The 18,991-nt window shown below is 56.1% G+C and carries 15 protein-coding genes; 4 read left to right on the plus strand and 11 right to left on the minus strand.

The window, feature by feature from the left end; all coding sequences use genetic code 11:
- Positions 1–184 precede the first annotated feature (184 nt).
- From KUV22_RS10030 to KUV22_RS10040, 3 genes are all read left to right on the plus strand, one after another.
- Positions 185–3,046, plus strand: coding sequence for a TonB-dependent receptor (locus tag KUV22_RS10030; protein ID WP_222230738.1), 2,862 nt, complete (start codon positions 185–187; stop codon positions 3,044–3,046).
- Positions 3,047–3,286: 240 nt separating this feature from the next.
- Entirely contained in the window at positions 3,287–5,128 is a 1,842-nt protein-coding gene (locus KUV22_RS10035) for a polysaccharide lyase family 7 protein (RefSeq protein WP_261319369.1), read from the plus strand.
- 149 nt (positions 5,129–5,277) lie between these two features.
- On the plus strand, positions 5,278–6,342 hold the full coding sequence (locus KUV22_RS10040) for a polysaccharide lyase family 7 protein (protein ID WP_222230741.1): 1,065 nt from the start codon (positions 5,278–5,280) through the stop codon (positions 6,340–6,342).
- A gap of 150 nt (positions 6,343–6,492) precedes the next feature.
- On the opposite strand, the gene KUV22_RS10045 is transcribed toward KUV22_RS10040, so the two are convergent.
- The 11 genes from KUV22_RS10045 to KUV22_RS10095 form a co-directional block, all read right to left on the minus strand.
- Positions 6,493–8,541, minus strand: coding sequence for a M13 family metallopeptidase (locus KUV22_RS10045; RefSeq protein ID WP_261319370.1), 2,049 nt, complete (start codon positions 8,539–8,541; stop codon positions 6,493–6,495).
- A 234-nt stretch (positions 8,542–8,775) separates the two neighbouring features.
- Positions 8,776–9,462 carry a hypothetical protein gene (locus tag KUV22_RS10050; RefSeq protein ID WP_222230743.1) on the minus strand — a complete coding sequence of 229 codons (687 nt, stop codon included), beginning with the start codon at positions 9,460–9,462 and terminating at the stop codon, positions 8,776–8,778.
- Positions 9,463–9,504: 42 nt separating this feature from the next.
- Positions 9,505–9,999, minus strand: coding sequence for a hypothetical protein (locus tag KUV22_RS10055; RefSeq protein ID WP_222230746.1), 495 nt, complete (start codon positions 9,997–9,999; stop codon positions 9,505–9,507).
- 157 nt (positions 10,000–10,156) lie between these two features.
- The gene (locus KUV22_RS10060) at positions 10,157–11,863 is read right to left on the minus strand and encodes a M28 family metallopeptidase (protein ID WP_261319371.1); all 1,707 of its coding nucleotides are present in this window, start codon (positions 11,861–11,863) and stop codon (positions 10,157–10,159) included.
- An 87-nt stretch (positions 11,864–11,950) separates the two neighbouring features.
- On the minus strand, positions 11,951–12,700 hold the full coding sequence (locus tag KUV22_RS10065) for a hypothetical protein (protein WP_222230747.1): 750 nt from the start codon (positions 12,698–12,700) through the stop codon (positions 11,951–11,953).
- A 109-nt stretch (positions 12,701–12,809) separates the two neighbouring features.
- The gene (locus KUV22_RS10070; RefSeq protein WP_222230750.1) at positions 12,810–13,220 is read right to left on the minus strand and encodes an ACT domain-containing protein; all 411 of its coding nucleotides are present in this window, start codon (positions 13,218–13,220) and stop codon (positions 12,810–12,812) included.
- Positions 13,217–14,101, minus strand: a complete 885-nt coding sequence (locus KUV22_RS10075; protein WP_222230753.1) for a hypothetical protein — start codon at positions 14,099–14,101, stop codon at positions 13,217–13,219. Before KUV22_RS10075 ends, KUV22_RS10070 begins: the two co-directional genes overlap by 4 nt.
- Before the next feature lie 172 nt (positions 14,102–14,273).
- Positions 14,274–14,819 (minus strand): hypothetical protein, encoded by a 546-nt coding sequence (locus tag KUV22_RS10080; RefSeq protein WP_222230755.1) that lies wholly within the window; start codon positions 14,817–14,819, stop codon positions 14,274–14,276.
- Positions 14,820–14,991: 172 nt separating this feature from the next.
- Positions 14,992–16,224, minus strand: coding sequence for a hypothetical protein (locus KUV22_RS10085; RefSeq protein ID WP_222230757.1), 1,233 nt, complete (start codon positions 16,222–16,224; stop codon positions 14,992–14,994).
- Between the two features lie 125 nt (positions 16,225–16,349).
- The gene (locus tag KUV22_RS10090; protein ID WP_222230759.1) at positions 16,350–17,027 is read right to left on the minus strand and encodes a thiol:disulfide interchange protein DsbA/DsbL; all 678 of its coding nucleotides are present in this window, start codon (positions 17,025–17,027) and stop codon (positions 16,350–16,352) included.
- 193 nt (positions 17,028–17,220) lie between these two features.
- Positions 17,221–17,871 (minus strand): c-type cytochrome, encoded by a 651-nt coding sequence (locus KUV22_RS10095; protein ID WP_222230761.1) that lies wholly within the window; start codon positions 17,869–17,871, stop codon positions 17,221–17,223.
- A gap of 135 nt (positions 17,872–18,006) precedes the next feature.
- Between KUV22_RS10095 and yihA the strand changes: the two genes are divergently transcribed.
- Positions 18,007–18,663 (plus strand): ribosome biogenesis GTP-binding protein YihA/YsxC, encoded by a 657-nt coding sequence (gene yihA / locus KUV22_RS10100; RefSeq protein WP_222230763.1) that lies wholly within the window; start codon positions 18,007–18,009, stop codon positions 18,661–18,663.
- Positions 18,664–18,991 lie beyond the last annotated feature (328 nt).

Raw genomic sequence — 18,991 nt, forward strand, 5'->3', positions numbered from 1 at the left:
TATCTTTACGCCCACTAAAACCAAAAAAATAGATATAAAACAAACATTTAAGTTAAATCTAACAAAATCTGTATGACCAATATAAAAACCAATGTGATTGACAGGTTTTTATGAATTGGTTTAACTCCGTCTGCTGCGAGCTAATAAAAATAAAATCGTTCTTACAATGAGAGGAAACTGTTAGATGGATAACTATAAGAAGTTTGATAAGCAGAGCGCTGTACGGGACCTCAGCGTGCTGATGCTCTCCGCCTCCGCCATGGCATTTGTGCCAATGACGTTTGCCCAATCGGATGAGTCCACCGTGATGGAAGAGGTGGTAGCAACCGGCATCCGTCACAGCATGGAAGCCGCCGCCGATGCCAAACGCGACGACGCACGAGTAGTCGATGCCGTAGTGGCAGAAGACATCGGTAAACTCCCCGATAACAACATCGCAGAAGCCCTGCAACGCGTTACTGGTGTTTCCATTAACCGCGACTTTGGTGTGGGCTCTGAAGTTTCTATTCGCGGTCTTACCCAGAACCGTGTAGAAGTAAATGGACGTTCCGTTCTCGGCGACAGCCGTAGCGGAATCGACTTCCAGGACTTCCCCGCCGCCTTCCTGGAAAAAGTGGAAGTAATCAAGTCACCGACCCCGGATATGACCGAAGGCGCGCTGGGCGGCACCATCAGCCTGAAAATGGCGCGCCCGCTGGACTTGGACGGCCCTCTCGCCGCGGTATCGGTACAGGGCGAATACGCCGATAAAGCTGATAACCTGGCACCCATCATGAGCTCAGGGGTAGGCAACACCTGGGATCTTGGCGACGCCGGCACCTTCGGCGCTATTGCGTCCCTGTCTTATCAGGATCGCGAGCTGCGTCGCGACGAATCCCTCTTGCAGTTGCAGGTAGGTGAGGTAGAAGGTCTGGCGCCCGCGCAAAATACCCCGAGCGGCAACTACGTATACGGCCGCGAGCACACCTTCAACCCGCGTACCGAAGAACGCGAGCGCACCGCAATCAACCTTTCTTTCCAGTGGGCACCCGCCTCTGAACAGGGCCAATTTTATCTGGACCTGAATTCCGTTGAACGCGCTGGCAGCCAGGAGACCTTCTCCCTACTGCATATCCTCGACACCCCGACCGTAATTCCTGGTGAAACCTACGAGGACGCAAACGGTCAGTTGCAAAACTTTATGTACGATGAAGTTCAGCCATTGCAAACCGCAGGCTCCAGCTTCCGCAATAGTGACTCGTTCAGCCATGCATTCGGTGGCGAGTGGGACTTCACCGACAAGCTGACAGTAAGCGGCGAATTTTCCTACGCTGAAGCCGACAGCTACACCCCCTTTTCCGAATTCCGCTTCCGCGGTATTGACCGTGCACTGGAAGGGCAAGGTGCCGAGGGCGAAAACAAGTGGCTGGTTCCGGTGACCTTCGAGAACAGCAACAACAGTGCACCGACGATTGATTTTGCCGACGGCTATGTATTTACCGATCAGCAAAACCAAGCGTTCCGCCGCTACGAAGACACCCGTACTTACATCAATAATGAAGAGACCGCGTTTAAGTTCGACGTAGAGTATGCCGAGCCGTTTGGTCTGGATTGGGTATCGTCGGTCAAGAGTGGTGTGCGTGTGACGTCCCGCGATTTCGAACAGAATCGCTATCAGTTCCGTATCACCAACATCTTCAAAAACCTGGAAGATGCGGACGGTAATCCCGACATCATCTGGATGGAAGACATCGCCGCCCAATTCCCGGACGTGATCAAAAACTACGATTTCAGTGGCGATGCGTTCGAACACACCGGTCGCAGCGGCGCCTATGACCTGGCCAAAGTGACCGCGTACGATGTGGGCCTGTTGCAGAACCAGCAGGCGACCTTTGACATCGTGCAGCAACTGCTGGCCGGCACCAATATGGAAATCAGCGGTAGCCTTGCGGACAACCTCGAGTACCAGGAAGGCAGCTACTCCGAAGTCAACGAAGAAACATCCGCGGCTTATATTCAGGCAAACCTCGACTTCGGCGATGTGCGTGCGATCGTCGGAGGACGCTATGTATCAACCGACATCAGTTCCAGCGCCTATCAAGAGGGTGAAATTGTTTCCGATGGCGCGAACTATGACGACTTCCTGCCTAGCCTGAACGTTACCTGGAGCCTGACCGACGATACCCAGCTGCGCTTCGCCGCCGCCAAGGTAATGCGCCGCGCGGACTTCAACGAGCTGAGCCCGGCCTACAACTATCGCGACGCGTACATCGCTGCCAGCCGCGGTAACCCGGAGCTGGAACCTTACCGTGCAACCCAGTACGACCTTGCTGCAGAGCATTACTGGGACAGCAACATGGTCTCCGCAACCCTGTTCTACAAGGATGTTGAGTCTTTCCTGACTCAGACATTTGAGTGTGAAAACCAGCCGGAAGTTGTCAGCACTCTGACCAACACCTCTGACTTCGACAAGATCTGCCTGTGGCAGGCGGATGGTATTCAGTACGCCAACGAGAACACACCTATTTCTGACATGGGTATTCTCACCGACTTCATCACCAACGGTGAAAACGGCAAGATTCAGGGCCTGGAACTGGGTTACCAGCAAGCCTTCGACTTCCTGCCCGGTCGCTGGTCTGGCCTGGGTATGAGTGCTAACTACACCTATGCGGATAGTGAAGACCCGAACGGTACGCCGCTGGAAGACATTTCCAAGAACACCTTCAATACGCAGTTCTACTACGAGTATGAAGGCCTCGGGATTCGCCTGGCTTACACCTACCGCGATCGCTTCCTCGACGAGGCGCAAACCAAGCGTGTCTTGCCATTGGGCGAACTCGTACTGGGCGCAGGTTCTGACGACCCAACCCTGGGTAACAACTACCGCGAAGACCTTTCGCAACTGGACCTCTCTGCTAGCTACGATGTGACCGATGACATCACCGTTATCGCGAACATCACTAACCTGACTGCAGAACCCACCATCAACACCGGTTCAAACGGTACCGCTTTCCAGATTATGGAAACGGACCGCCGTTACGTACTGGGCGTACGTGCGAAGTTCTAATTTAGGACGAGTACAAAAAGCTACTGGAATACGGTAGTGATTTTACAGTCGGCGGTTTTACACCGCCGGCTGTATGCGTTGACCAGATTTACCGCTCTTTTTCGCTATTTTCCCACACGCAGTAGATCGCATCGGACACAACCGGGGCCATTACCGTGGTTAGAAAATTCGGTAAACGACGCAGCGGTGGTTTTACGCTGCAAAATCGAAAACCCTACAAAAACATATAATGAGGGTCACATGAAACCAACATCTTTAGCGATGAAACTCAGTTATGCCGCAGTGCTGTCGACCTGTATTGCCAGTGCCAATGCATCCATTCTCAACCCCGGCTTCGAAAGCAGTTTCGAAAGCTGGACCGACATCGATCCTTCTGCCATTTCCAGCGTGGCCAATAGCGGGACAAAGTCTGCAAAAATTTCTGGTAGTGGCGGCCGCGTGGAACAGGATGTTCCGGTGGTATCCAATACCAACTATCGGTTAACCGCCTATGTACGCGGGGCTGGTACTTTAGGTGCGCAAGTAAGCGGTAGCACTTTCGATACCAGCGCGAGTAATTCCGACTGGCAGCCGGTGTCTGTGGAGTTCAATTCCGGTAGTGCCAGCAGCATCACCGTTTTCGGTACCTATAACGGCGCCGAAGGTCGTTTCGATGACTTTGCTCTGGAGAATCTCGGCTCAGGATCCAGCTCCTCCAGCTCTTCTAGCAGCTCTTCCAGTTCCGGTGGTGATAGCTGCACCTCCGGCAGCAACCTGCGAGTTATGGCGGCGACCGATGATGGCACCAATGACGGTAACGGACCGGAAAACGTGCTCGACGGTAGCTTTGCCACGCAATCTCGCTGGTCCTCGCAAGGTATCAAGTGGATCACACTGGACCTCGGCGCGGCGCAAACCGTGGAAGCGATTGATATTGCCTGGTACAAGGGCAATCAGCGCAGTAGCTTCTTCGAAGTAGAAACTTCAACGGACAATAGCAACTGGACCGTCGTGCTCTCTGGTGGCCAGTCGAGCGGTACCACTGCCGATATGGAACGCTATGACCTGGCCGACACCAGCGCGCGCTACGTTCGTGTCACTGGTAGCGGGAATACCAAGAACAATTGGAACAGTATTCTGGAAATCGATGTGATCGGCTGTGCTGGCGGTGGTAGCTCCAGCAGTTCTGGTGGCGGCTCGTCCAGCTCCAGCTCTTCAAGCTCCAGCAGTTCCGGTGGCAGCAGCGGTGGCTCCGGCTCCGGTGGCGGTCTGGACCCGAACCTGCCCCCGTCCAGCAACTTTGACCTAAGTGCCTGGTATCTGAGTGTACCGACCGACAACAACGGTGATGGCAAAGCGGATTCCATCAAGGAAAATGAACTGAATGCTGGCTACGCCGACGGTACTTACTTCTATACCGCAGCGGATGGCGGCATGGTGTTCCGTTGCCCGATTGACGGCTACAAAACCTCAACCAGCACCTCGTACACCCGCACCGAGCTGCGTGAAATGCTGCGTCGCGGCGATACCAGTATTGCCACCCAGGGTGTAAACGCCAACAACTGGGTGTTCGGTTCTGCACCGCAAGAAGCGCGTGATGCGGCCGGTGGTGTTGACGGCATACTGCGTGCGACTCTGTCTGTCGACCATGTCACCACGACCGGCGACAGTGGCCAGGTTGGTCGCGTGATCGTTGGCCAGATCCATGCCAACAACGACGAGCCCCTGCGTCTCTACTACCGCAAACTGCCCGGCCACAGCAAAGGCTCCGTGTATATGGCACACGAACCGAACGGCGGCAGCGACAGCTGGTACGACATGATTGGTAGCCGCTCCAGCAGCGCTTCCGATCCTGCCGACGGTATCGCACTGGGTGAAAAATGGAGCTACGAAGTGAAGGTTGTCGGTAATACCCTGACCGTGACTGTCTCCCGCGAAGGCAAGGCAGACGTGGTACAGGTGGTGGATATGAGCAACAGTGGTTATGACGTTGCCGACCAGTACCAGTACTTCAAAGCCGGTGTGTACAACCAGAACAACACCGGCAATGGCAGCGATTACGTACAGGCTACCTTCTACGCGTTGGAACAGTCTCACAACTAATCCAAAGCAGCCTTTCTAAATCGCGTGAAATGGGCGGCCCGCCCCAAGCATCGAACGGCCGCCCAGCAGAAGCTTCCCGGAGCAGGTGAGAGCCACTTCCCCGCCGCTCCGGGCTTTTTCATTTTGGGAAGACCAGAGGCCGATACAAAATGTCGTTAAGGATTCTTCGTGCTGTTTGGAAGCAATTCCTTGGTCTGTCGATCTTCTTACTTGTATTGACTGGTTGTAGTGGTGGCGGAGATACCGGTAGCAATAACACCAGCTCTTCGAGTTCAAGTTCCAGTTCAAGCTCTAGTTCCAGCGGCGGTTCCAGTAGCTCGAGCAGTTCTGGTGGCAGCTCCGGTGCCGATTCCACCCCATACGGTAATCTAGACCCCCTCTTACCACCCTCCAGCAATTTTGATCTCGCCGACTGGTATCTCAGCGTACCAAGTGACAACGATGGCAACGGAAAGTCCGACACCATTAGCGAAAATGAACTGAGTAGTGGATACGGTAATAGCGACTATTTCTTTACCGGGGACGATGGCGGCATGGTGTTTCGCTGCCCAGTTGCCGGGTTCAAAACTTCCACGAATACCTCCTATACCCGCACGGAACTACGGGAGATGCTGCGCCGGGGCGATACCAGCATAAAAACCCAGGGTGTAAATAAGAACAACTGGGTTTTCGGTTCAGCGCCAGAGAGTGCACGTAACGCCGCAGGTGGCGTCGACGGCACATTGCGTGCAACACTCGCAGTAAATCATGTCACTACCACCGGTGAGGCATATCAGATCGGCCGCGTTATCGTCGGCCAGATCCATGCCAACGACGATGAACCGGTGCGGCTTTATTACCGCAAACTTCCGCAAAACACCAAAGGTGCCATCTATATCGCCCATGAAATAAAAGGGGGCGAGGATATGTGGTTCGAAATGATCGGTAGCCGCGCTAACGACGCAGTAAATCCTGAAGACGGGATCGCACTGGATGAGTTATTCAGTTATGAGATTAAGGTGGTCAGTAATACGCTTACTGTGACCATCATCCGGGAAGGAAAAGACGATGTGGTACAAGTGGTGGATGTGAGCAGCAGTGGCTACGACGTCGATGATCAGTATCAATACTTTAAGGCTGGGGTGTATAACCAGAACAACAGCGGTGACGATACCGATTATGTACAGGCTACTTTTTATGCTTTGAAGAATAGCCACGATGGTTATGCTTTTTGAGATCAGGCATAGCCACTAATGTCGGCATAAATTTATTGTCGGAATTTGTATTCGATATATGAAAAAAGCGAACCAGAAATATGGTTCGCTTTTTATTTGAAGGTTAATGTGGGCAGAACCCCGCATTAACCGACCAATACAGCCAAAAAATTACCAGATTTTCACACGCTGCTCCGGGTCGAGGTAAAGGGCATCGCCTTCCTTGACACCAAACGCACTATAAAACTCCGGCACGTTGCGCACAGCACCGTTGATGCGAAACTCGGACGGTGCATGGGGATCTGTGTTAATCAGGTTGCGCATTGCCTCTTCACGATATTTACCCTGGAAAATCTGCCCATAACCCAGGAACACACGCTGCTCACCGGTAAATCCATCGAGCACCGGCGCTTCTTTTCCATCAAGGGACATTTGATACGCAAGGAGCCCAATACTCAGACCACCCAGATCACCGATGTTCTCACCGAGGGTAAACTCGCCGTTAATATGGAGATCGTCAAAGGGTGCGAAAGCACTGTACTGATCAATCAGCTGTGCAGTGCGGGCTTTGAATTCGGATTTATCTTCTTCCGTCCACCAGTTGCGCAGTACACCGTTACCGTCGAAGGTGCTACCGGAATCATCGAAGCCATGGCCGATTTCGTGGCCGATCACTGCGCCAATACCGCCGTAATTCACGGCATCATCCGCTTCCATATTGAAAAATGGTGGCTGCAAAATTGCGGCGGGAAATACAATTTCGTTTAAAGGTGGGTTGTAGTATGCGTTTACCGTCTGGGGCGTCATGGCCCACTCATGCTTGGCAACCGGCCCTTTTTGTTTCTCCAGCATTTCGGCGTAGTTGAACAGTGCGGACCGCTGCATATTGCCATACAGATCGTCACCACTGATAGTAAGTGCAGAATAGTCTCGCCATTTATCCGGGTAGCCGATTTTCGGGGTGAACTTGGAAAGCTTGTCGAGGGCTTCCTGCTTGGTCGCTTCGCCCATCCAGTCGAGTTCCTTGATACTAACCTCATAGGCTTTGATCAGGTTGGCAACCAGTTCCTGCATACGCGCTTTGGCTTCCGGCGGGAAGTGCTCTTTTACGTATACCTTGCCGACAACTTCACCCAGGTGCTCGTTCACGAGGTTCACGCCACGACGCCATAGCTGGCGCGGCTCTTCCACACCGTGCAAAGTGCGACTGTTAAAGTCAAAATGCTGGGCATAGATGGCCTCATCGAGATAAGGCGCGGCATGGCGTGCAGCGCTCCACTTCAGGTAAGGCTTCCAGGCGTCGATACTGGTCTCGCTGATAATGGCATCCAGTTCTCGCATATAATCGAGCTGGGTCACCACCAGATTTTCCAGCTCAGTAATACCTGCCGTGGCCACAAACCCCTGCCAGTTAAAATTGGGCATCAATTCCGGCAACTCAGCCAATGCCACCGGGTTGTACAGCGCAACCATGTCCCGGGTCTTTTCCTTCTTCATGTGTTGCGCGGCGAGCGTCAATTCGAGATCGTAAATGTGCTGTGCGACTTGACCACTGGATTCTTCACTGCTGATGCCGGTGAGCGTCAACATTTTGGCGATATGCTCCAGATAGGCGGCGCGCACCTGCTCCGACTTCTCGCCCTCTTTGAAGTAGTACTCACGATCCGGCATACCCAGGCCACCCTGCCAGGCGTAAATCATGTATACATTAGGATCCTTAAAGTCCGCGTACTGGCCGACGGTAAAAGGCAGGTCGTGTCCCAGCTTATTAGCCTGGGCAAAATAGACAGCGAGCTCCGCATGGCTAGACACTTCATCAATGCGTGCGAAACTTTCGATGAGCGGCTGCGCCCCAAGCGCATTGCGCGTTTCCAGATCCATAAATGAGCGGTACAGGCCACCCACCTTCTGCTGGTCGCTACCATCCTCATGACTGGCTGCCGCAGACTCTTCGATAATTTTTCGCACATGCTCTTGTGCCTGGTCGCGCAGGATATGGAAACTACCGTAAGTGGCCTTGTCGGCGGGGATCTCGGTATTCGCAAGCCAGTTGCCGTTCACATAGGCGTTAAAGTCATCGCCCGGGCGCACGCTGGTATCCATATTTTCCAGGTTGATCCCGGATTTTAGCGCCGCTGTCTGGGGCTGCGGGCTTTCTACTTTCTGTTCACATCCTGCTATTGCCAGCAGGAGTGTGCTGATTACAAAGGCTTTTTTCATTATTTTTTCCTATTCAGGATCTTCTTCCCTGTCAGTACAGGCACATTATTTGTACTACTTCTCGATAGTCTCACAGGTGCAAGTGTTGTGCCTACCGGTGTGCGTTTTGCGGTAATGGGTTTGCGACGGGGCGAATTAACGGCATAAAAAAAGCGAGCCTCTTGAGAGACTCGCTTTGCGGTCGTACACGGGGCAACGGCTCAAGCCTTCACTCCGCCCTACCAAAAACCGGGATTACTCCTCGGTCTTTTCCGCCAGAATGGTTGGCGCTTCGCCACGCTGCTCTGGGTGAGTCCACGCAGGCAGCAGGTTCTTGGCAATGGCCTGGCTGGCAATGTACGGATATTTCGCCTTCAGGGCTTCCATATCCGCATCGTAGTTATCGGTAATGCTGACTTCGAAGGTACCGTTGGAGAAGCCCGCTACCGCCTGGTCGATCAGCGGAATAACTGCACCAGCGCGTGGAGCATCGCCTTCGCGCGGCTTGATGGTGGCGGTGATGTTACCAACGTATACCACTTCATTCGCCGGCACGTCGATTTCGTATTCAAACGGCAGGTCGGCCATTGCATTGATCAACAACGGAACCTGACGCATGAAACGGGCCAGCTTAATGGTTGCCTTACCGGGGGCCACGTCCATGCTGATAAAGTACTCCTTACCGCCCTTATCCAGATCTGCGATCAGGGTAGGTTTGGTAAAGGAATAGTCTTTTTCGTTCTGGTTTACGAATACAGCAAGCAGGTTCGGCTGATGGCTGGGCTTGTTGTCGTTACGAATAGATAGCTTCGCCACCAGGATACTTTTCTCAGAAGTATCGATTGCGGCAACTTTGTCGTTCAACGGCATTTTGCTGACGCTTGCACAACCAGCAAACGCAACCACGGTTAACATCAAAACTACACGAGAGAGTACTTTCATAGATAACCCCAAAATTATTATTGGTGTGTTTAGGAAACGAAATTAGTTCAGCGGAATCAGCTGCGCTTTGGCTTCGTCAGTCAACTGGTGAACGGAAGCGATGGACAGGGTCTCAAGACCGGTAGCCGCAGTTACAGGAGCCAGGGAAACGTTGGCGGATTCCGGCAGCTTCCACATAGCGCCAGTGGCCGGGTCAACAATCAGCATACCGATCAGACCGCCGAACAGGATGTTACCGATGTACCAGCCGTCCATACCGGCGCTCAACTGGAAGCTCTGCTCTTCGAAACCGGCCATCTGGAACTTCACCACATAGCTCGCGGAGGAGAAGAAGCCGTCAGAGGCAGACAGGGTGATGGTGTCTGGAGTAACGCCGGTGTGAACATCGAAGCCAGCTTCATTCACAACAACAAAGTTGGCACCCGCCGGGTTGCTGTTGATGGTTACAGGGTAATTACTGTCACTGAGGATGCTCGCACAACCAGATACCAGCCCGAGACCCGCAATTGCCGCCACTAAAGTAATTTTTTTGAACATGATGAAGCCTTAACAATATTGTTTTTGTATCGTTCGCTGGACGAATGCTCCGCCAGCGGTCGGCAAGGCTATCACGAAATCTGGTAAGTAGGTCCCAAATAGCTATTACATGTCATTACAGGCAAGTATTGCTCACATTTTAATCAAAACTTGTTTCTTACTCTTTAGCAAACAACTCGCCAAAAAAATCACCGCGATTCCAGTGCGGTTTCTGCGCGGAATCCGCCACCTTGCGCGCGATTGCATAATTGACTTCCGCAAACTGCTGCGCCGCAACGTAGTTGACCCCTGCATCCGCCTTGTCGCTGGGACTGTGATAGTGATTACGCAGGAACTGGATCTGCGCGCGCGCCCCGTCGACCTCGCCGTCGATAGGCTCGCGGCCGGTGATCAGGTAAATCGCCGGGATGCCCTGGCGTACGAAACTGTAATGGTCGCTGCGCACAAAGATGACCTGCTCGGGCATGGGGTCTGGGCTGAGCTTGAGACCTGTGTGGCGGGCCGCGCGGGCGGCGGTTTTACCCAGGCTCGAATGCTCGGCACCGAAGGCGATTACATCGCGGAACGGATACAGCAACATCGGCATGTCGAGGTTGATGTTGGCCACCATGGACTTGGGGGCAACCGGCGGGTGCTGGGCAAAGTAGTCGGAGCCGAGCAGACCCTCTTCTTCCGCAGTTACCGCCACAAACAGAATCGAACGTCTGGGCGCGCGGTCCGCGGCAGCAAACAGCCGTGCCACTTCCAACATCACGGCGATGCCGGCGGCATTATCCTGTGCGCCGTTGTTAATAAGCCCCGAGCCGGGCTCAATGCCAATGTGATCCAGGTGCGCAGAAAAGATGATGTACTCGTGTTTGAGCTTGGGGTCGCGCCCCGGCAGCAGTCCGACCACGTTCGGGCTGGAGATACGCTGGTGCTTGGCGCTGCTGGTGAGGGTGGCGGTATACGGCAGGGCAAATCCCTGCGGTACCAGGCCGTTCTCAATTTCGGTGAAGATGGTATCGAGACTGCGCGTGGCGCCCATAAATAATTGCTTGGCAGCCGGGATATCGAGCATGACGCCCGGTTGCAGGCGCTCGATGCTGTTACCGGGCGTGCCGTCGGCACGCAGCCAGTCCCAGCGCGGGTCCTGCACATGCTTGGCAGAAGCGGCAAACGCGCGGCGCAGCTCGCGCATGGGCGTATTCAGGCTAATGGTGCCGACTGCTCCACGACGCGCGGCCGTCTGCTGTTTGGTGCGGTTGGAAGCGAAGTGGGCACCCACCTCATTCGGCAGGTACTGGGGGCGACCAGAGAGGTATACGACTATTTTTCCCTGCACATCCAGCCCGGCATAGTCGTCGATGCCATAGGCGGGCGCATCGATACCGTAGCCAACAAACATCAGGGCAGCGGTCGTCGCACTGTCCCGATGTGCCGTGGATGGGGAACCGAGAAAATCCGCCCCCAGGTCAAAGGTAATGTCACCTTCACGGCTATGTAGCACCAGTGTTGCCGCACCTTCCCCCCAAAGCGCTTTACGCAGGGGCACCTGCTGGAAGTAGTCATCACCGGTGATGGAAGTCAGCCCGAGCTTGGCAAATCGGTCTGCCACATAATCTGCTGCCTGCTGATAACCAGCAGAACCGGTTTCCCGCCCCCGCAGACGGTCGTCTGCCAGAAATTCCACATCCGCACGCATGCTGTCCATGTCGGCACGGGGTGTCTCTGGCAGCGGCGCGAGACCGACGCAGGCACTCAGTAATCCTGTAAGCAGGAAGGAAACAAGCCATGCTACCGGGCGATATGGTTGCGGTACTTTTATAGAGTTTGCGCGGATCGCACTTTTGACGGTTGCGCGGATGGCACTGAAGCGGGACATACTGGGCTCATTCTAATGCTCGAATCGCCAACAGCTTATCACGACGCCGCACGCGACACCGGCGATTGCTCAACACAGGTTTTGCGATCAATGCCGCGTATTGAGCGATGCGGAGAAACGCGCGGATACGGCGCGCTCGGCGAGTTCGTGGGCACGGTCAGCACAGAAATCGCCGTGACCGGCAAGCATATGCTGAAACGGAAGATCGAGCAGTCGCGCAAAGTCGGTGGCGAGCCAGCGCTGAGAGTTTTCCCCTTCCGGGGTGGCACGGCGGCACCAGGCCGGCGATACCTGCATCCCTCGATGCATGCCGCTCAGGCGCAGCGCCCAGCGTCCGGCCCAGTTACAGGCCGTCCAGCTGCTCCAGTATTGCAGTGAGTCCCCGGTAAGCAGCAGCCCCCCGGAGTTGGGGACATACAGTGCCGCCTCCGGAATCTCGCTGTGGCTAAATTCAAATACCTGGCCATCCGGCACCGGACAGCGGCCACCCTCCTTCAGGAATTCGTCAGCAGCTGGGACTGGGTAATAGTCGGAGTGGTGCTGTCGCCAGAAAAATACATTAAAGCGATCGCGATAGTAGAGATCATCGCAACCAAAGAAATATCCGAGACGCACCGCCTGGCGTACATTGCCGAGATCGCACAGGCGCTCTTCCTGCAAGCGGCCGAGACGTATCGGGTTGACCAGCAGCAAATCGTCACCGCTGCGCACGATGCCCATATTGCGATTGACCAGCACTCCCGGTGCAACCCGGGCCTGGCCGCGCACCACAAAAAAATCCGGCAACAACTGGCGGATTGGGCCGTGGGGCAGTGGCGGCGGATAGGCGATATGCATGGTCGGCAGCGCACTCCTCTTTAAAAATTTCTTAGGCGCGCTCCCTGCCATCGGCGAACCCCGCCCAGACCTACAAGTCTGGACGGAGAATAGAAAAGGTCTCTACTTCCTAGGAGTACTGCAAACGGTTACTGATGCCATAGAGGATCTGCATCGCACGTGTGGCGTCGCGGGCACGTACCAGAATGTGCTCGTGATAGCGCGCAGAAACCACATTGGCCTGAATCCCGGCATCGGCGAGTTCACGCAAAATTGTGGCGGTGAGTCCGGGCGCTTCCACACCGTCAACGAACTGCAGGGTAATCTGGCGGTAGTCGTCACTGACCGGTAACTGTCCCTGCTCGGCAAGGTGCTTTGGCAGTAACGCCGTAATACCTTCTCGCTCGCGAAAAATACACCGGCAATGCGCCAGGTGTTCCCTCAACTGGGGCTCATCCAGCACACACAAACCCAGTACTTCGCGATCGAGAATCGGGGTCAGCCGCAATAACAGCTGGTCGATTTTTACCTGTGCATTCATCGGCGGTCTCTCCTGGATTTGTCTTTCACCCGCGCCTTGGCGGATTTACTTTTTGATGATGTTTTCTGGCCGGGAACTTTGCCCTTGGGCTCATCCACTGCCGGGCCAAAGTCTTCACCGGTAAATTCCGGCTCCCCTTCTACCGGGGTGGTATCGACCAGTTGTTCGTGTTCGCTCTGTTGTGCCTCCTGTTCCCAGCGGTCCAGCGCCAGGTCGATATCTTTTTCCACATCCATGCGCGGGAAAATCGGACAGGGAGCGTTTTTTTCCGGGTTGTGCCAGCCGGACAGGGGCGCGACGAAAACCACCAGGGATTTATGCAGGTAGTTGCGACCGATACTGGCTTCGGTCCAGGTGGTCTGCCAGGCAAACTTGCCTTTTACGGCGTAATCACTCTCGTAGGATTTGAGCGTGAGGAAATAGGGATAAACGCGACCGCCCCGGCACACAATACGGCGCTCGGTTTTGATATTGGCCATCTGGGTATGCGGATCGAAATACCAGCTTATGTCGTAGCCATAGGCAAATTGCATTTCATCGCCGTGACGATTGAACGCATAGGAGCGACCGGTGCCGTCTTTGTTCAGGCTCCACACGTGCTGCGCTTCGCCGTCGCGGGAAATCAACCAATTTCCCACCCACTGCTCGGCCTGCAAACGCGACTCCACCTCCCAGCCGGGATACTGGCCCGGTTGCTCGCGGGTGGAATTCTGCGGTGATTGTTTAGGTTGCAGCTCCTTGGAAGGGCCAGGAGCGGAAGAAGAACCAGCTGCAGAATCTTGTGCCGAAACCACCGCTGTCGATGACAACAATACGACGCCCGCCGCGATCAGCGTGTGTCTGCTGGTGACCAGTAGCTTGTGAATAAAGCGTTGCTGCATGACTGCCAGGCTCCGCTTGCGCTTTATTCTTCCCTGAGATGAATACCTGTCCCTATGGCCTGGGCCGCAAACTTCCTTTCCCGGCCGCAGGCTGGACGCCTTCTTTGCCAGCACGCTGGTCTGTACTTTGATCAGTACCACTTTGATCAGCACTGCCTTGTGCGCTCTGGCTTCAATTGCCGGCCGAGGCGGTCTGCGGGGTCTCTTTGCGATCGCGATCGTACAGGTTGGGACACTCGGCGCCATGATTAGGCGTTTCCCAATCGGCGAGACGGCGCTGGAAGGCCAGGATACCGCCGTTGTGCTGGCGCCAATGACGCCCGTCGATCACGTTGAAGTCTAGGGTGACCGCGCTCCAACCGGTAAATTGCGCGTACACCATGCCGCTGTTGCAGTGCAGCGTGCCGCCGGTGCGGATACGCACCGTATCGCCGTTGATGCGCCAGGAAATCGCAAAACCATGGGTTAATTGACCGTCAGCACGGAAGCCGTGTGCAAAGCCGGTGCCGTCGGCGTGGAGCTGCCAAACCAGCTGCTCATCCCCCTGCCCCACCACCAGCCAGTTGCCGACCCAGCTTTTGGCCGCAGCCTGGTTGCCGGTCTGCTCCTGTGCGGAGGCGAATGCGGGGAGAATCAGGAACACTGCAAAGGTCAGGGCATAGGATTGCAGCAGGGATACGAGAACGGGACGGAAGGACAACTGACGCAACAACTTCATGCGGCACTCTTCTCTGTTGGGTTCAACGACAGGCGGTTATTTGCACAACCTAATTAAAAGCCTAGTCGTAAATCTCAACAGTGGCAGCGAATGCGACAATTTTCTTTGTTTTCGCGTCAAACCAGCCTAAGAGGCTATATGGTCACCCACCAAAGGGATCGGCGTTGCTAACCTACCTTATGCGCCGGCGACGCAAGCCAAGCCACAACAACAGCCCGAGCGCCAGCGCGGCAACAAACAGTATTCCCGCCCACACATAGATGACGCTGCTGCTGGTGGGCTGCAATAACTCCCTGCCCTTCACCACACTGGCGAGTAAGCGCTGGAACTGCTCGATCACCTCATTGGCCGGTGCGCGCGCGAGAATGGCCTCGCGCAACGCCTGCCACTGTTGATCGAGCTGGGTTGCGAGCGCCGGATCGCGTTCGGCCAATTGCGCGCGCGCCGGCAGATAGCCGCTGCGCAGGGCCAGCATCAGTTTGTGGTAGGCACCTGCCGGGTCGCCACCGCGATAGGCAATCTGCGCCAGATAGATCAGGCCCGCGGCCCGGGCCAGCGGGTGCTGCAATGCGCGGGTCTGCTCCGGGTGGGCGCGCCACCACATCAGCGACGCGCGCGCCGGCTCGGGAAGCTCTGAAGGGCGCAACACCGCCATGCCCGGAAGGCCGACCAGTGCCGGGTACTGCTCGGCAAGTTTGCGTGATGGCGCCACCTGTGGCGCGCTGAAGCTGGCCACCTTGACCGCCAGCGCCCAACGCTGGCGACTGCTGAGGTCACCGTCCACGGCCTCGTCGTGGGCATCGTTACGGGTAGGCTCCAGCACATTGTAAAAGTCGTACAGACTCAGGTTCACCATGCGCGCGGGATCATTCAGGGCCCGCTCCGGTTGCTCGGCAATACCGTCTTCGCCATGACACTGCTGGCAGCGGTCGCGATACAGAGCGTTGGCCTCACTCGCAGCGGGCAGGGGCTCGGCCGGGGAGCGGGGCAATTGATAGAGGGCGGCCAGGCGGTCTGCGGCTGTGTTGGCGCGGCGCCGCACCAGGTCCGCGGCGTCTTTGCCAGAAATTGCCGCTTGCAGCGACTGCAGCGTATTGAGCAGCTGGGCCCGCCCCGGCCTGTCGGGGAGCCCCGCCACCAGATCGGCGGCCAGTTCCGCGTTTTCGCGAGTCTGTCGATACAGTCCGCGATCCCGCACACTGCCCTCGGAGACCGCCTCCGGATAATCCACCGCGACAAATGACAGCAGGCTCACCGCGCGCGCCGCAATATCCACGGGTGTCTGCTGCTCGGGCAGCTGTTCTTCGATCGCCTGCTCCTCAGGAATCTGCGCCACGGCCAGCAGCCACCCACCCCAAAGGCTGAGCAGCAGAGCAATCGATACTGGCGGGGGCAAGTTGCGCATTCTGGCACTGGCGAAATTGGTGGCGGTACCCATTGTTAGCCTAGCAGTGAGGCGGCGCAGGGATACTCAGGCATAAAAAAACCCCGCGGTTGCGGGGTTGTGCGAGCGGTGCGAGTTGGGCGCGATCAGCCCTTCTCGGCGCGCTCTTTTTCTACCAGGAAGTCCACCACGTCCAGCATGATTTGCTGACCGTTGGACTTGCCCTTGATACCCGGCAGCGAGGTGCTGATGCGGTATTTGCCGGCAACAACCATTTCCGGGGTGCCGGTCAGTTTGTAGGCACGCTGTTTCGCCTGGCCCTGCTTGACCTTGCTGTTGATCGCGAAGCCATTCATCAGCTTCACCGCTTTGGCGCCGTCGGCACCGGCATCGTTGAACAGCGCTTCGATAGCCGCATCATCGGCTTTCCAGTCGCGACCGTCGCGGGTAGCGAACATTTTGCGCTGCTGGGCGATGGCGGCGAAGATCGGGTCGTGCACCTTGTCCAGTACACCCATGGCGTCTGCGACGTAGAACATACGCGCGTGGATCTCCATCACCGGCTGCCAGATGGCCGGGATCTTTTTCAGCGCCACATCGGCGGGCATGGTTTTCTGCCACTTTTTCAGCGGAGACTCAAAGTGGTAGCAGTGGCCACAGCCGTACCAGAAAAGCTCGGTCACTTCGATCTTGCTGTCGTCATCCTGGGCAACGGCCTGCGGCAGTACTTCGTAGTGCTGACCGGCCTTGAATTTGCCCGGGGCTTCCTGGGCGCAGGCTGCCAGGCTCAGCAGCATGGTAAAGAGTGCGACGACGGCTTTCATAAAGGGTTACTCCAAAAATTTATTCTGTGTGCCTGCATCAGCATGGCCCCATTATGCTCGGGCTCAGCTGACTCCTGGCTGAATATAGACCGCGGAAATTATTGAAGTTCCCGACGGTCGGTGCAAGCTGGGTTCGGCAGGCGGAAACAAAAAGGCCGGTCAGTGACCGGCCTTTCTCGCAACTGCCTACCGATTACTCGGTCAGGCCCGCTACGTAGTTCGCAACCGCCTTGATTTCGGCGTCGGACAGCTGGCGAGCCACGGTGCGCATGGTACGGGTATCACCGTCGTTGGCACGGGTGCCTTCACGGAAAGCCTTCAGCTGCTTCTCCACGTATTCTGCGTACTGGCCGGACAGGCGCGGGTAAGCCGCGGGCGCGTTGCCCAGGCCGGTCGGTGAGTGACAACCCATGCACGCGGGGACACCGGTTTCGCTGTTGCCAGCGCGGTAGATCTCGCGACCCAGCGCCAGGCCGTCCACGTTATCGCCATTGTTCAGCATCACGGAGAAGGCGGTGGAACCGGAAATCTGGATGTTCTGCGACGCGTAGAAGGCGGCGATATCCTGCAGGTCCTGATCGGTCATGTTGTCGAGCTGGCCGGTCATTTCTGGAATGGACCGCGCACCGCTCTTCACGTCACGCAACTGCTTGAGCAGGTACTTGTCGCCGAGGCCGGCGATTTTCGGGAAGGTCGGTGCCGGGCTATTGCCGTCCGCACCGTGGCAGGCTACGCAGGCAGCGGCCTTGGTCTGCCCTGCACTGGCGTCACCGGCAGCGTGTCCCATCTGGGCAAAAGCGATCATCCCCAAAGCCAGAGCGGCCTTCTTTATAATGCTGTTCATACGTCGTCCTGTTGCGCGCTGAAGTTTTGCACCCATCTTCGCTGCTGGCGGCACCCAAACGCCCTTAAACCATCAGCGACGATAAAACCGCGGCATTATATACTTGCGCGCCATCTGAGTGTACCGGGAAGTCCCATGTCTGAAGCCAATGTTAAACGAATCAATTTCCGCCACGCTGAATTTCTGATCAGCGCACCCACCCTGGCGGAATGCCCGGTGGATTTTGGCGCCGAAGTGGCCTTCGCCGGCCGCTCCAATGCCGGCAAGTCCAGTGCGATCAACGCACTCACCGACAACAATAAGTTGGCACGGACCTCCAAGACGCCCGGACGCACCCAGTTGATCAACTTCTTCAGCCTGAGCGAGTCCCAGCGTCTGGTCGATCTGCCGGGCTACGGCTACGCCAAGGTGGCACGCGCGATGAAGGACGAATGGCAACGCAATCTGGCGTTTTATCTGGAGAACCGCCAGTGCCTGAAGGGGCTGGTACTGTTAATGGACATTCGCCAGCCGCTGAAAGAATTCGATTTGCAGATGCTGAACTGGGCGGTCAAGTCCGGCCTGCCCGCACATATCCTGCTGACCAAGGCCGACAAACTAAAAAATGGCCCCGCCAACAACACGCGCTTTGCCGTAGAGAAGGAATTGAAGGCGCTGGAGCTGGACCACAACGTTACGGTACAGATCTTCTCCGCCCCCAAGCGCAAGGGCCTCGACAAGCTGGAGCGTCAGTTGAATCAATGGCTGGCCCTGCCGCAGGACGACACCGAGGCAGAACAGGCAGACGGGTGAATTGCACCGCCAAATTTCGTCTAGACTGAATGTAAGCCGCTTGTTTTTTAGCCAACCCCAGGGCGATGAGCAGCTCACAGGATGTTTTCCCGGGTCTCACTGGCCTGGGCCACGCAGTAACGTTTAACGCGTTACGTTCAAGAAATTGCTTTCAAGACAGGGACTTTCCAGCAACTTGGAGGCAAAAAAAAGCCGGCAGATTGCAGCTGCCGGCTAGGGGTCAGTGCCCTTGGGGAGGGGCACTTAGGAGCTGCGCCCAGGGGGACGGGCGCAACCTTGGGTTCTCACCCAAATTCCACTGCATCCATTGCGATGCCTTCAAACCAAA

Source organism: Microbulbifer agarilyticus, assembly GCF_019800665.1.
Lineage (GTDB): Bacteria > Pseudomonadota > Gammaproteobacteria > Pseudomonadales > Cellvibrionaceae > Microbulbifer > Microbulbifer agarilyticus_C.